At 51.5% G+C, this 15314-nt stretch carries 13 protein-coding genes; 1 reads left to right on the forward strand and 12 read right to left on the reverse strand.

What is annotated here, in order from left to right; all coding sequences use genetic code 11:
* Nucleotides 1–170: 170 nt before the first annotated feature.
* Entirely contained in the window at nt 171–653 is a 483-nt protein-coding gene (locus tag SH580_RS05675; RefSeq protein WP_319834044.1) for a hypothetical protein, read from the forward strand.
* A 10-nt stretch (nt 654–663) separates the two neighbouring features.
* Here SH580_RS05675 and SH580_RS05680 read toward each other — a convergent pair whose 3' ends face one another.
* The 12 genes from SH580_RS05680 to lptB all read right to left on the reverse strand — a co-directional run bounded on the left by SH580_RS05680 (nt 664) and on the right by lptB (nt 15292).
* Nucleotides 664–1152, reverse strand: a complete 489-nt coding sequence (locus SH580_RS05680) for a Fur family transcriptional regulator (protein WP_319834045.1) — start codon at nt 1150–1152, stop codon at nt 664–666.
* 96 nt (nt 1153–1248) lie between these two features.
* Entirely contained in the window at nt 1249–2301 is a 1053-nt protein-coding gene (locus SH580_RS05685; protein WP_319834046.1) for a Gfo/Idh/MocA family protein, read from the reverse strand.
* A 50-nt stretch (nt 2302–2351) separates the two neighbouring features.
* Nucleotides 2352–3035: an ABC transporter ATP-binding protein gene (locus tag SH580_RS05690; protein ID WP_319834047.1), complete on the reverse strand. Its 684-nt coding sequence runs from the start codon at nt 3033–3035 to the stop codon at nt 2352–2354.
* A 51-nt stretch (nt 3036–3086) separates the two neighbouring features.
* Entirely contained in the window at nt 3087–4319 is a 1233-nt protein-coding gene (locus SH580_RS05695) for an FtsX-like permease family protein (RefSeq protein WP_319834048.1), read from the reverse strand.
* Between the two features lies 1 nt (nt 4320).
* Nucleotides 4321–5592, reverse strand: coding sequence for a cell division protein FtsZ (locus tag SH580_RS05700; RefSeq protein WP_319834049.1), 1272 nt, complete (start codon nt 5590–5592; stop codon nt 4321–4323).
* A gap of 8 nt (nt 5593–5600) precedes the next feature.
* Nucleotides 5601–6809 carry a cell division protein FtsA gene (ftsA, locus tag SH580_RS05705; protein WP_319834050.1) on the reverse strand — a complete coding sequence of 403 codons (1209 nt, stop codon included), beginning with the start codon at nt 6807–6809 and terminating at the stop codon, nt 5601–5603.
* A 175-nt stretch (nt 6810–6984) separates the two neighbouring features.
* A complete protein-coding gene (gene groL / locus SH580_RS05710) occupies nt 6985–8640 on the reverse strand; it encodes a chaperonin GroEL (protein WP_345786215.1) in 1656 nt (551 codons plus the stop codon).
* 48 nt (nt 8641–8688) lie between these two features.
* Nucleotides 8689–8976 carry a co-chaperone GroES gene (locus tag SH580_RS05715; RefSeq protein WP_308948964.1) on the reverse strand — a complete coding sequence of 96 codons (288 nt, stop codon included), beginning with the start codon at nt 8974–8976 and terminating at the stop codon, nt 8689–8691.
* Nucleotides 8977–9063: 87 nt separating this feature from the next.
* Entirely contained in the window at nt 9064–11001 is a 1938-nt protein-coding gene (dnaK, locus tag SH580_RS05720) for a molecular chaperone DnaK (RefSeq protein ID WP_319834051.1), read from the reverse strand.
* Between the two features lie 624 nt (nt 11002–11625).
* Nucleotides 11626–13041: a chromosomal replication initiator protein DnaA gene (gene dnaA, locus SH580_RS05725; protein ID WP_319834052.1), complete on the reverse strand. Its 1416-nt coding sequence runs from the start codon at nt 13039–13041 to the stop codon at nt 11626–11628.
* A gap of 534 nt (nt 13042–13575) precedes the next feature.
* Nucleotides 13576–14538 (reverse strand): HPr(Ser) kinase/phosphatase, encoded by a 963-nt coding sequence (gene hprK / locus SH580_RS05730; RefSeq protein ID WP_319834053.1) that lies wholly within the window; start codon nt 14536–14538, stop codon nt 13576–13578.
* Nucleotides 14539–14551: 13 nt separating this feature from the next.
* A complete protein-coding gene (gene lptB / locus SH580_RS05735; RefSeq protein ID WP_319834054.1) occupies nt 14552–15292 on the reverse strand; it encodes an LPS export ABC transporter ATP-binding protein in 741 nt (246 codons plus the stop codon).
* Nucleotides 15293–15314 lie beyond the last annotated feature (22 nt).

Below are 15314 nucleotides of genomic sequence, written 5' to 3' on the forward strand. Positions count from 1 at the left end.
ATCAAAACTCTAGATCCGAGGTCGCACACAAACACGACGACACCACGCCGCTCGGCAACACGCCCTACGCCGCTGGCTTGGCTGCGCCGCCCAGAATCGTTCACACCACCGGCCGACAGCGCCTACCGTCAGTTGACAAGCCGACGGATACGACTCATTTGATCTAATGCATGGCAAAAACTCTCGAAATTAAAGGCCCGATCGTCGTGGTCGCTCTCTTAGTGCTCACAGGCATCGTCGGCTCGCTGTTTATCGCGCTAGGCCCAAAGGCCACCGAACGAGCCCCGGGAGTGGTGCATATCGGCGTGCGCTATGCCAACGAAATGAGCCTGGCCTTTAATCAATACGGTAAAGATGGTCCGGGCGCCACTATCGAACTGATCGCACCCGATGGCACTGTAAGCTACAAGCTGGAAAACCTAAAAATAGGACGTAATCTAATGCCGCTGCAGGACATGGCTGATGGCCCCTACACCGCTCGACTCAGTGCTCCAGGCTATCACCCCCGTGAAATCCCAATCGTGGTCGATGGACGTATGATCAATCCCCCCAAGGGAGTTCAATTCGAGAAAGGCACTCACGCAGACTACAACATGCTCGGCGTGCGCTTCGAGGTGGCCGAGCCCAAGCAGGTGGCCGAGCCGCAGCTATAGCGAAGCGAAACTAAGAGGCTTTCTTGCCACTGCGTTTGCAGATGCCTGCCGTCTGGAGTTCATCGCAACGTGCGGTCACCTGTAGGCGCTGACTTTCAACGTTTAGTCCAAGCTTATCGGCGACCGTCTTGCCATACCACTCCATGAAGGGGGCATCGATTTCAAAAATCTTATCACAGTCCAAGCAGATGACTTGAGCCTGAAAGGTGGTGGCGTTGCGGTTCGCCATGTAGAACTTATAGTCGCGCCCGACATCGACTTCACGAATCAAGCCACTTTCAGTTAGAATCGGTAAGGCACGGTACACGGTCGCACGCGAGACAGAGTCGTCAATTACCCGCGCACGCTCCAATAAGTCTTCCGCCGTAAAATGATCAGGATGCTCGTAAGCAGCATCAAAGATGGCTAAGCGTTGATTGGTCACACGCAGCCCTTTGCTGCTGAGAAAATCCTTAAAGGTATCTCGAATATCTGAGGTCGTATTACTTTCGGCGTCCATATTTCTTATTGAGACAGTATTGAGACTACAATGGACGACATGCAAGACTCCATTACGCGATAAGGCATATTTTTCCACAAAGCCTCACGCGGCCCCCTACCCGATCCACTCCACTCGTTGCGAATCCCCCGCGAGTGACTGCGCAACCATTTCAGTAAAAGTCATATAACGCACGCCTTGTTCAAAGGAAGTGAGCTTAACGGGTGCGCCTTCACGTATCGAATGGACAAAATCAGCCTCCACCTGCCAGCCGCGACTTTCGGCGCGCGAGAGTATAATCTTCTTCTCTTCAACTTCGCCCGCTGGGGCAAAGAGCAAGGCGGTCTCATACGTATCAAAGCGCAGCGCTCCTTTAGAGCCATTTAAGCGAAACTCCATACGTGGCTTACCAGACTCCACACTACTAAAGTGATACACCATGCGTGCACCGGTTTTTGCAAAACGCCCCATCACACTGAGACTATCGGGAATACTCACCTGCATCACTTCCTTAGAACCGGGATAGCTTCGCTCTGGCTGAAAGACGGCACCATCTGCCAGCAACCAGCTGGGCTCATCTTGTACCCAGCGCTGCACGGTCTCGTGCATGATCCCCATCGTCATTATATTTTTGCCACTTAAAGCGACATCTTGGCGCCAGGTCATGGGGGCCTCGGGATTCGCCGATTGACCGCCGGTGTGCACGACACGCACCTCCAATAGCTTCCCCAATTTGCCAGTTTCGATCATTTCACGAATAGTCGCATCAAAATCCAAGGAAAATGGAGCTGGGACGAGCTGCGCCACCAGCTCGGGATGGGCCTGTGAGGCGGCCAACATTGCTTGGGCCTCTGCTAAGTCGCAGGCCATGCGCGCTTCACACAGCACATGCTTACCATTTTCCAGAGCGGCAATAGTCGCCTCAGCATGGAGGTAGGGCCAGGTTCCGATACACACCGCATCAATGGAAGGATCTTCAACCACCTCGCGCCAATTTTTAGCCACGCGCTGAATACCATTTTTTTTCGCGACATCTTCCGCGGATTCCACACTGCGATTGGCCACCACAGCGAGTTCCACATTCTCCAGCTTATGAAAACCTGGTATGTGCATCTTGCGAGTGTTCGCTCCAGCACCAATAAATCCAATTCTAAGTTTATGCGTATCCATTATATATAAATTGTAATGAGAAACTGCACGCGCCCCCTCGATGAAGGGGTTTATGTGAGTTTTCCTAAGTGCAAAGTCAGTTGTCGCTGCGTGCGCGCTGCAAATTCAGGATTATGCGTCACCAACACCAGACTTTTATCCGATTCACCCGCAATCTCCAGCAGTAAATCCATCACAGCAAGGCCAGTCGATTCGTCAAGATTCCCAGTAGGCTCGTCAGCCAACACCAAGGGTGGGTCATTGATCAAGGCCCGCGCCACTGCCACTCGTTGACGCTCTCCTCCCGACATTTTAGTCGAACTATGCTTAATTCGATCCTTCAGTCCGACACGCACCAGCAAAGCTTCTGCGCGCTCTCTCACGGCTCGATCCACTCGCCCCGCGATGCGTGCCCCCAATAGCACATTTTCCAAAGCATTCAGTTCCGGAGCCAGATAGTAGGCCTGAAAGACAAAGCCCATATAGCGTGTACGAGCCGCCGCCAACTTGGACAGTGAATACTTCGTCACATTCTGCCCCTGCCAAAAAAGTTGCCCCGCATCCGCACGTTCCAAGCCGGAAAGCACATTGAGCAAAGTCGATTTACCACTGCCGGACTCCCCGCGGATGCTGACACTCTCCCCTGCCCGCAGCACAAAGTCGACCCCGGCAAGCACCGAAATAGTATTGTCAGAGCTGGGGAATTGTTTCCCCAGTGCTTTGGCTTCGAGTAATAAGCTAGATTGTGAGTTCACGTTGAAATGGGGGGATTCTGACTTCTGTTATCTGAGCGCTGCATTCTGACGCTATTCACTGCGGAGCGCATCAGCGGGTTTCAGTCGGGCGGCGCGCAATGCCGGCAAGAGCCCGGCTAGCGTGGAGATGACGAGCGCGAAGCAGGTCACCGTAATAAAATCGGAGGCTAAATAATGCACGGGAATTTCGTAGACATCGTATTGCCCTAGAAAGTTCGCCTGTGTATTGGTTATATCTGTATAAACCGAAAGTATGCCACGCCTATAATGCAAGCATATCAACGCCATCAAGATGCCCAGCCCCGTGCCCACAAATCCGATCACGAAGCCCTGAAAACAAAAACTATACGCCACTTGATGCGGCCGTCCCCCCATGGCGACCAGTAGACCGATTTCCCGTGTTTTTCGAATGACTGCCATCATCAATGCAATCGCGATCGAAAACGAAGCGACCAAGATAATAAAAATGATAATAAACGAGATCACTCGTTTTTCTTGCTCGATGACAAAGAGAAAATCCTGATTGGACTCAATCCAACTGACCGCATCCAAGCCGGGGCGCAACACCTCGCGCTCAAGATCGACACTGTATTCGTACGCATCTTGCCCAGGCCGTAATTTCAGCACGATCCCATGCACACCATCTTCCAAACCATAGAGTTCCTGCATGACCCGCAAAGTCGTGATCATCGTATTGCCATCCACCTGCGGCGATCCCGTACGAAATAGGCCGACCACTTTAAACTCACGCGGCAGCAAGACTTCATCCTGCTTGAGAGCTTCCAGCATTAAGGGTGTAAACACCTCGACCACGGAGCCCGGACCGGCTTTCAGCGCATAAGCCAAGCCTTCACCTAAAAAGACACCGTCATCATCGAAGTCTTCCATATTCCCAAGGGTCAAAAACTTCTCCAGCGGAACCACCTCCTCTTCCGACCATGGATCCACTCCCCGAACGAAAGGAAACTGTGGCCGATTCTGATGCTGCAGCATAATCACTCCTTCCGCAAATGGCGAAGCGCCGATCACTGCGTCCTGCTCCAACACCCGATCCATGATCGCCTCCCAGTCGTAAATGACTTCGCTGGAACGAATACGAATATCCCCTTGCGTCTCGGTCAGTCGCTGGCGAATACCTTCGCCAAAACCATTCATCACGCTCTGCACGATAATCAACACACAAACACCTAACATCACTCCCATGATAGACATGAGTGAGAAAAAGGAAAAGAAACGCCCTGAAGGAAACAACTGCTTCAGAGCATGGTAGATGTACCAAGGCATATTATTTGATCTTTATCTTGATACCGCGCCGCATGAAGGTGGGCACGTCGAGGTCTTCGTCGTTATAGTCGTTGCGGTCGGTCTTATCGAAATAGCCGCGTTGATCTTCGTTATCGACAAAAGTAAACTCATCCTGGCTCTCGTCCGGAAGCTTCTTTTGCCGCAACTTCGACGTATGCACCGGACGCGGCGCACGGGTATCCTGCCCAATCACAGTTTCAAGGCCGAGCCCAGGCGTTGCGATTCGCTTATGCTTCGCCTCAGGCACCACAAGCTTTTCACTGTTCACCGGAAGCCCAATCTCAGCCTTCCCTAGGATACATAGCTCGATACTCTGACTACGACTCTCGTCAATCACCGCACCGAAAACGATATCTTCACGCGAGCCAAAGCGCTGCGTCACTTGCGTCATGATCTCGTTCACCTTGGCAATACCAAGATCCGCGCCACCGATGATATTCACTAAAATACGATCAAGCTGTGCCGGACGATCCCCGAGATGCAAAAGCGGGCATATAAATAACTCTTCCAATGCATCTTTAACATAATCGCCGCCGGTCGCGGTGCCGGTGCCAAAAATCGTCTTCCCCCCGCGATACTGAAAGACCGAGCGTAAGGAACTAAAGTCCTGATTGATCAGCCCGGTCTTGAGTAACATGGCACACAGCGAATTGACACCACGTCCGATCCAGCGGTCTGCCACTGCAAAAGCGTTCAGCACGCTCGTGTCTTCATCGCCCTCTTGCAGCAAAACATCGTTGGGCAAAGGAATTAAACCGTGCACCAGTTGGCGCAATTCGCCGACACTCTCTTCTGCAATGCGCTTACGGCGCGCCCCTTCAAAGCTAAAGGGCAAGGTGGCAAAAGCCAGCACCAGAGCATTCGTCTTTGCGGCAACCTCGGCCACCACTGCCGCCGCTGAGCTCCCGGTACCGCCGCCCAATCCGACAACGATAATGATCAAATCCGCATCGCCGACCAAACGGGAAATGGCATCGCGATCCGACTCTGCTGCCGCTCGGCCAATTTCAACTTCACCCCCGGCACCGAGACCACGTGTAACCGAACGTCCGATCACCAGCTTTTCAGCTAGCGGCGACTGATTGAGCGCCTGCGCATCAGTATTTATAGCAGCCAAGCGCACATCCCCCAAATTATCCAATTTGAGACCCACCACCGCATTTGTCCCCGCACCACCGACACCGACAATCTTAATCTTCAGATCGGCCTGCGCGGTCTCTTGGTCAAACAATATATCGCTTGTCGTATCCACTATAATTCCTAGTTAAATAAGCCTGTCAAACGGCGCAAAATACCAGAGGGCTTGGCTTCTTGTTGGCTTTCTTCCTGTCCAGTCAGTGCGTAGTGCAATAGCCCGAGCGTGGTACTATATTCTGGCATACGCAGTTCCTCAGCCACATCTTTAGGCCCCTCAGAGACACGTGCATCCAACCCAAAACGACGATGGGCCGCTTCCTCGATCCCAGTTAGCTGCGAACTGCCGCCCGTCAATACCACCCCCGAAGCGATATCGCTCGGTTCAAACATCTCGGCAGCAACCAGTTGTTCCTTAATAATATCAAAGACTTCCGCGACGCGCGCCTCGATAATTTTAGTGATGGCAGCCAGCGGATACTCACGATCGCCGATCGTCATATCGCCAAAAAGCCAGACCTTCGCATCGCGGTCTTCGCTCTCGTAATAAGCGCGACCGTTCTTAATCTTAAATTCTTCCGCACTTTTACGTGCCACCCGCAGCCCGATACTTAAATCATTAGTAATATGGTCGCCCCCCACTGGGATCACTCCGGTCTTCACGATAAAGCCCTTGCGGTAGAGCACGTAATCCGTCGTGCCGCCTCCCATATCGATGACCAGCGCACCATTTTCCTTCTCCGACTCTTCCAGTAGCACCACCCCGGAGGCAATGCTGGAAATAATCATATCGCTGACATCCAGATCGATGCCACGAATCACACGCAGGCTATCGCTCACAGACTCGCTGTCCCCGTGCACGGACCAGTAACCGACTTGTAATTGGCGTCCCTCTTTTGACAGTGGATTGTCTACCGGACGCCCGTCTAAGGTAAATGGATTTTGAATATGGTGGATATAGGTTCGGTCACGTGGAAGTGTGCGACGTTTCGCATCTTCCTTAGCTGCATCAATATCTGCACGTCGGACGATCCCATCAGCCGAGCTGATATTGGCGCTACCAACATTAAAATCCCCGATCAAGTGACGCCCGGTCTGGGCCAAATAGACTTCATCGACCCGAGTCTTCGCATTCTCCTCCGCCTTCAAAATAGCTGCATGCACGCAGTCGCTGGCCTTATCCAAATCTGTAATTTCACCCTTTTTAACACCTTTGGAAGTGCCCACGCAGTGCCCGATAATATTGAGACCTGCATCCCCAATGATTTCGCCCAAAAGCACAGCAATTTTGGACGTCCCTATTTCGACGGCGGCAACTACTCTGGATTGACTCATATTTAAAGCAAAAGAAACATATTCAGACGGAGTAAAAGTGTACGCCTAAGTCAAATCAATCCCCTAGTCGGAATGCAGAAGAAATAGTTGCAAAAAAAGTCCCGACCTTGCGGTCGGGACTTTGCGATTAGAATGTATTGCTTGGTGTGAGCGAATGAATCTCCAAAAAGGGAGATTACATCATGCCGCCCATGCCACCCATGCCGCCCATGCCGCCCATGTCTGGCATACCACCACCAGCGGAACCACCTTCTTCGGGCTCGTCGGTGATCATGCACTCAGTTGTGAGCAGCAGACCAGCTACAGAACCAGCATTTTGAAGGGCAGTGCGTGTCACCATGGCTGGGTCAACGATACCTGCCTTGAGCAAGTCAACGTATTCGCCAGTGGCGACGTTGTAACCGTTGGAACCTTTGCCCTTAAGGACTTCAGCCACAACAAGGGAACCTTCAACACCGGCATTGGTGCAAAGCTGGCGAAGTGGAGACTCGATCGCACGACGTACGATCCATGCACCCAGAGCTTCGTCACCTTCAAGTGCAGACGCAGCCTTCTCGATCGCACCAGCAGCGCGAAGAAGTGCGACACCACCGCCAGGAAGGATGCCTTCTTCGACTGCGGCACGAGTTGCGTGCAGAGCGTCGTCGACGCGGTCCTTCTTCTCCTTCATTTCTGGCTCAGTTTGCGCGCCCACATTGATGACGGCAACACCACCAGCGATCTTAGCAAGACGCTCTTGGAGCTTCTCACGATCGTAGTCAGAGGAAGTCGCTTCGATTTGCTTACGGATCAGCTTAACACGGCCTTGGATGTCGGAGCTCTTGCCCGCACCTTCAACGATGATTGTGCTTTCCTTGTCGATGGAGATGCGCTTGGCCTTACCGAGGTCGCTGAGCTGAACGTTCTCAAGCTTGATGCCAAGATCTTCAGTGATGCAGCGGCCGCCAGTGAGAACAGCGATGTCTTCCAGCATTGCCTTGCGGCGATCGCCGAAGCCAGGAGCCTTGACCGCAGCCACGTTGAGTGTGCCACGAAGCTTGTTAACAACCAGTGCAGCGAGGGCTTCGCCTTCGATGTCCTCAGCGATGATGAGGAATGGCTTGTTGGTCTTGGCAACAACTTGCAGCAATGGCAGAATTTCGTTGAGGCTGCTGATCTTCTTCTCGTGGATGAGGATGTGCGCATCTTCGAAGTTCACTTCCTGAGCTTCTGCATCGGTGCAGAAGTAAGGAGAGAGGTAGCCCTTGTCGAACTGCATACCTTCGACCACGTCGAGGGATGTTTCGATGCCCTTGGCTTCTTCAACTGTGATTGTGCCGTCCTTACCGACGCGGTCCATTGCATCGGCAATGATGTCGCCGATTTCGCGGTCCCAGTTAGCAGAAACAGTGGCCACCTGACGAATTTCTTCGCGGTCTTTCACCTTCTTGCTTTGCTTTGCGAACGCTTCAGTTGCGGCAGCAACCGCCTTGTCGATACCACGCTTGAGGTAGATTGGATTTGCACCCGCAGCGACGTTCTTGATGCCTTCGCGATAAACTGCTTCGGCAAGAACAGTGGCAGTTGTTGTGCCGTCACCTGCAGAGTCTGCAGTCTTGGAAGCGACTTCGCGCACCATTTGTGCACCCATGTTTTCGTAAGGATCGGAAAGATCGATTTCCTTAGCCACAGTCACACCGTCCTTAGTGACAGTCGGTGCGCCGAATTTCTTGTCGATCAAGACATTGCGTCCCTTGGGGCCGAGTGTGACTTTCACTGCGCGTGAAAGTGTTTCGACACCTTTAAGGATCTTCTTGCGAGCTGCTTCATCAAATAGAATTTGCTTAGCCATAATATGTTATTTTATATTTTGTTTTTAGAGTTGAGATGCGGAGTGCACTTATGCAATCACGCCGAGAATGCTATCCTCATCGATCAGGATGTACTCGACACCATCGACTTTGACGGGTGTGCCGCCGTATTGAGGAAGGAGAACCTTATCGCCGACTGCGACGTTGAAAGCGACCACGTCACCGTTGTCATCTTTCTTACCAGTGCCCAGAGCGACAACTTCAGCCTCCTGAGATTTTTCCTTAGCTGAATCAGGGATAATGATCCCGCCGCGGATCTGTTCGTCTTCTTCAATGCGCTTCAATAGAACGCGTTCACCGAGTGGTTTGATTTTCATATTTGTTTTTATGTATGTTTTTGGAGATTTATAGTTTTAACAAAAAGCCGCGCTCAGACGGATTGCCTAAGCGCGACTTGTTAAAGGTTATTTTTTGTCTTCTTCGTCGACGACTTCGAAGTCGGCATCAACGGTGTCCGCATCTTCAGCTTGCTTGGGCTCAGCACCCGCAGCAGCGTCGCCTTCTGGAGCGGCGCCGGCTTCAGCAGCTTGTGCCTTGTAGAGGTCTTCCGCGAAAGACTGCATGATTTCCATGATCTTTTCCTTAGGAGCCTTGAGAGCTTCGGCATCGGCTTCTTGATTTTCAAGAACTGCCTTCGCTTCGGCGATCGCGCCTTCGAGCTCAGTCTTCTTGTCGGCTGGGATCTTGTCGCCCATGTCGCTGATTTGCTTTTCGGCTTGGTAGACGATGTTGTCGAGTTCGTTGCGAGCTTCGACGCGTGCTTTGAGCGCTTCGTCTTCGGCAGCGTGTGCTTCAGCTTCGCGCTTCAGCTTTTCAACTTCGTCCTTATCCAGACCGGAAGAACCGGAGATCGTGATCTTTTGCTCCTTACCTGTGCCTTGATCCTTAGCGCTGACGTTGAGGATACCATTGGCATCGATATCGAAAGTCACTTCAATCTGAGGTGTGCCGCGTGATGCCGCAGGGATGCCGTCGAGGCGGAAGTTACCTAGGATCTTGTTATCCTTCGCCATAGGACGCTCACCTTGGAGGACTTTGATGTCCACCGCAGTTTGGTTGTCGGCGTAGGTCGAGAAAGTTTGGCTCTTCTTAGTCGGGATCGTGGTGTTACGCTCGATCATAGGCGTGGCCACTGCACCGGCCGTTTCGATCGCCAATGTAAGTGGAGTCACGTCGAGCAAGAGCACGTCGCGCACATCACCTTGCAGCACGCCGCCTTGAATCGCCGCACCGATGGCGACAACTTCGTCGGGGTTCACACCTTGGTGCGGTGCTTTACCAGTGAGGTTTTTAGCAATTTCCACCACCTTAGGCGCACGTGTCATACCACCGACCAGCACCAGCTCGCCGATTTCGGACTTGCTGTGGCCAGAATCCTTCAAGCAAGCTTCGTAAGGAGCGATGGTGCGCTGATAGAGCGAATCACAGATTTGCTCCAGCTTGGAACGTGAAAGTGTGATGTTCAGGTGCTTTGGACCTGATGCGTCTGCAGTGATGAACGGAAGGTTGATGTCGGTGCTTTGTGTTGAAGACAGAGCGATCTTAGCTTTTTCGCCCTCTTCCTTCAAGCGTTGCAGCGCCATCTTATCAGTGCGCAGGTCGATGCCATCACTCTTTTTGAACTCAGCGATCAAGTAATCGATCAAAGCGCTATCCCAGTTATCACCACCGAGGTGTGTGTCACCGTTGGTCGCTTTAACTTCGAAGACACCATCACCGATCTCAAGGATCGAGACGTCAAATGTGCCCCCACCCAAGTCATACACAGCGATCACTTCGTCCTGGCCCTTATCCAGACCATACGCAAGTGCGGCTGCAGTTGGCTCATTGATGATACGCTTCACTTCCAGACCTGCAATCTGACCGGCATCCTTAGTTGCCTGACGCTGCGCATCATTAAAGTAAGCAGGCACGGTGATCACTGCTTCAGTGACCTTTTCACCGAGGTATGCCTCAGCGTCGGCCTTGAGCTTTTGCAGGACCATGGCAGAAATTTGCTCTGGTGCGAAAGTCTCCTTCTTGCCGTCTACTTCAGCTTCGATGTAAGCGTCGCCGTTTTTACCGGAGACCACTTTATAAGGAAGAGACTCTGCCTCCTCCTGCACTTCGTCGAACTTGCGGCCGATAAAACGTTTCGCCGAAAAGATCGTATTGCTCGGATTGGTCACAGCTTGACGCTTCGCCGCCTGACCGACGAGACGCTCGCCGTTCTTGGCAAATGCCACTACTGAAGGAGTCGTGCGTGCACCCTCCGAGTTTGGTATAACAACCGCCTCCCCGCCTTCCATGACGGACATGCAGGAGTTAGTTGTTCCTAAGTCGATTCCAATTATTTTACCCATTCCAAGCATTAAGCAGCCCTAATGCCACTACCAAAAACAATACACAAGGCATTGATAAACAATCAGATAATAAAATACACCCGATCTAAAAGAAAAACGAGGCACAGAAATCAACGCCAATGTGTCACAGTTATTGTCACAGCGCCGAAGCACATGGCGCATATCTGTGACAAGGCCCATTACTGCAGATCTGTTTTGAACCTATGCTTTTGAGTGAGGGAGAGGAAGCGTATGATCTATTAGATATTCGGAAGCGTCGCTTCGGAACCTTAATTCTTAAGCGCATAACCAGCAGTGGCTTATGTCGTTCTAATTAACGAAAATTAACGTAATTAACGGTTCGACTCATTTTTTAGGTTAATTCAGAAGTCAGAGCTCAGAAAACAGAAGCCAGTCACTGGAACATTCCCCGGTTCCGAGAACCGAGGCTACGAAAAACTTTCCCCGGTTCCGAGAACCGAGGCTACCAGAAACATGTCCATCAGGTTCAAACTTTTTGCGAATCTGCCCCTGCCCTCTGTCCTCTGCCCTCTGGCCTCTGGCCTCTGACTTCCGTCCTCTGACCTCTGCCCTCTGACGACTCTCCTCGGACACCAGTAAGCACCTGAGCAACTGTTGCCCCGACTAACTGCGCTCTTTTGAAAGCTGCTTGATCAAATAATCCACGCCGCGCTTCACGCTGCCGTCTTGCTCCATCATGTTTTCCACTTGCTTACAGGCGTGGATCACTGTGCCGTGGTCACGACCACCAAAAGCATCCCCAATCGACTTAAGTGGGTCACTGGTCAAGGTGCGGGAAATATACATCGCCACTTGACGCGGAAATACAATCGCACTGGTGCGACGACGACCAATCAATTCACTGAAACGAATCTTGTAATACTCAGACACCTTTTTCTGAATTTGATCCACAGTGACCTTGCTGACAGCCTCTTCATGGAGCAAATCACTCAAGAGACGCTCCACAGAATTCAGGTCTAACTTGCGGTCAATCAGATTGTCGTAACCTGCGATACGAGTCAAAGCCCCCTCCATTCGGCGCACATTACGAGACACACGCTCCGCAAGGAAATTCATAATCTCGTCGTCGAGCTTAAGATTCATCGACGAGGCCTTATTCTTAAGAATCGCCACACGTGTTTCGAAATCAGGCGCTTGAATATCAGTCACCAAGCCCCACTGAAAACGTGAGATCAGACGGTTCTCGAGGCGCTCGATCTCGTTGGCAGGTCGATCACTTGCGAGAAAGATCTGACGACCGGACTCGAAGAGATCGTTAAAAGTGTGGAAGAATTCTTCCTGCGTGCTCTCCTTACCGGAAAGAAAATGGATGTCATCGACCAACAGCGCATCAACATTGCGATAATACTGGCGAAACTTAGACAATTTATTCTCGCGGATGGCGTGAATAAACTCGTTGGTAAACTTTTCCGTCGAGACATACGCGATACGCGCCTTCGGATTGTTCGCCAACATTTGGTGCGCCACCGCATGCATCAAGTGGGTCTTACCCAATCCGGTCTCACCAAAAACAAATAGTGGATTATAAGCACGTCCTGGCGCATTCGCCACCGCGATCGATGCAGCATGGGCCAACTGGCACCCTGAACCGACCACGTAATTGTCAAAAGTGTTGCTAGGATTAATCAGTGTGCGATGCGTCGGAGCCGTTTGCGTGACGGGACGGTCATGACGCAAATCAGGAGACTGACGCCCCGCATCCGTCAGACGACTGGCATCTCGATCATTGCTCGCAGACTTACTAACGACTTCCGCATCCTTAGTCTTCTCGACCTCGATTTTAACCTCCAGCGCCGAACCTGCAAAGCTGCGAGCCTGCTGCGTGATGATATCGAGAAAGTTATTCTCAATCCAAATAGCGTTGAACTCGCTGTTCGTCGTCAGCACCAGCTTCGAGTCCGTCTCGACAGTGCACACGAGCTCACTGAACCACATTTCGTATACATCTGCGGGAAAGAGATTCTTGAGTTCTTCGTTGGTGCTTTGCCAAAGGGAGGCGGCTGTTTGCGTAGAGGACATGGACGTTTAAAAGTGGAGAAATTGTGAATTATTCACAGTGCCTTGTAATGTGCGAGTCACATAGATACGCGACACTGAAAAAACTGAAATATAAAAGAATGAAAATGCTGATGTAAGATCGATACCGAAGCACTACATCAATGTGCAAAACTCGGCTAGTAGTTGGTAATAAGTAAGTTGCGTGTTTGTTATAATCAAAAAAATGACGACTAATAAACTGTAAGTCGTTGAAATACAGCTCTCAAAGAAGAGATGCAGCTCAGCGATAAAACAAAGAATCGGCAGCGAAATGCACAACGCAAGGCCAAGTTCTGCACAAGTTATTCACACTCTATATCCCAATAAGTTTTTGAGTTTTTTTTGCAGAGAATGTCACATGCTCGTGACAGTTCTGTTACCCACTGAAAAAGTGGCATTTCGGTAATCTGACCGCGCCAACCATAACTAATCTTATTTCACACAGGAAACAATTATTAGCAAATTGGCACAGGAAATCTTTTTTTCAAAAAGTCAAAAAATCGGGCCGCCGCGCGCCTACTTGGTCATATGCGCAATCAAGCGATCATTGAACTCCGCAGCCGAGTCATGCCCAATCTTCATCAACGCCTGCACCATCGCCGCCACCTCCACTAAGCGAGCCATGTCGCGCCCAGGTCGCACGGGAATCTCCATCAAAGGCACCTTCAAGCCTAGAATTTCCATATGCTGCTCTTCCAGTCCAGTGCGCTCTTCATGCATCCCTTGAGCCCAGATATGAAAATTGATCATTAAGTCGATACGCTTCTCGACTCGCACAGAGCGCACTCCGAAGAGCTCGGCCACATTAATGATCCCCAGACCGCGACACTCCATGTATCCACGGCTGAGATCCGACGAAGTGCCCAGCAGCTCACGCTCGCTCACCCGCTTGATATAGGTCAAATCATCGGCGACCAAGCTATGCCCACGCTCAATCAGAGCCAGCGCGCACTCACTTTTACCGACACCACTCTCACCACAAATCAAAGTACCGATGCCTTGTATATCCAACAAAGTGCCGTGCATATGAGTACGCGGCGCAAATTTGTCTTCCAACAGCAGAGTGGCTTCCGTGGTAAAAGTCTTCGATTTGAGCGGCGAGCGAATGATGGGGGTGTTATACTCGTCCGCGAGCTTACAGAGGTGCTTAGAAGGCGCCAGATTACGTGAAATAATCAAACACGGCACTTTGCGCTTCAGGATCTCAGTCATAATCGCGGTCTGCTCCGCTTGACTTTTTTCGCGAATGTAGGCCATCTCCCCGGCCCCCAGCAGCTGGATACGCTTGGCTGCAAAGGCTTTAAAAAACCCAACCATCGCCAGCGCGGGTCGATTCAAGCTGCGCTCGCGTATCATATTATCCAAGCCCGAATCGCCCGCCACGAGCTCCATCTCCAGTGGCTCTTTAAAAGATTCGAAAAAATCGCGAACCGAAACGGCTTCGACGAATTTAGTGTTATTACGTTGAACAGCAGCCATGTTAGAATCCAGGTTACATATTAAAATCCTCACCGAGATAGAATTCCCGGCTCTTCGGATCATTGATTAAAAAGTCACTGCTGCCCTCGCTCAGAATTGAGCCCTGATGCAGTAGATAAGCGCGATCCACAATCGCAAGTGTCTCGCGCACATTATGATCGGTAATCAGGATACCGATCCCCCGCTCTTTGAGTTGCACGATAATCTTCTGCACTTCACTCACGCTGATCGGGTCGACCCCACTAAAGGGCTCATCCATCAAGAGGAACTTCGGATTAGTCACCAGCGCACGGGAAATTTCTAAACGACGGCGCTCTCCGCCACTCAAGGTGTAGGCTTTCTGTGACGCGAGAGGCGTCAACCCCAGCTCCTCCAGGTGCTGTTCGACACATGCTTCACGCTGCGCCTTGTTAAAGGGCATCGTCTCCGCAATGGCTCGAATATTCTGCTCCACCGTCATCTTACGAAAAATCGATGCCTCCTGCGGTAAATACCCGATCCCACAGCGAGCACGACGATACATCGGCAGATCTGTCAAATCGTCGTCGTTCAGGAACACACGGCCCTTAGTCGCAGGCACCAGCCCCACCACCATGTAGAAAGTCGTGGTTTTACCCGCGCCATTGGGCCCCAATAGCCCCACGATTTCACCCGCGTCCACGTGGACGTCGACATTATTCACCACGCGACGCTTCCCGTATTCCTTTATCAGGCCGCGTGTTTCAATCTTCGGAGTAGCTGCAGTATCAACCATAGAATATGCAGCAAAAGCATTG

This window comes from Coraliomargarita algicola, from assembly GCF_033878955.1.
Lineage (GTDB): Bacteria > Verrucomicrobiota > Verrucomicrobiia > Opitutales > Coraliomargaritaceae > Thalassobacterium > Thalassobacterium algicola.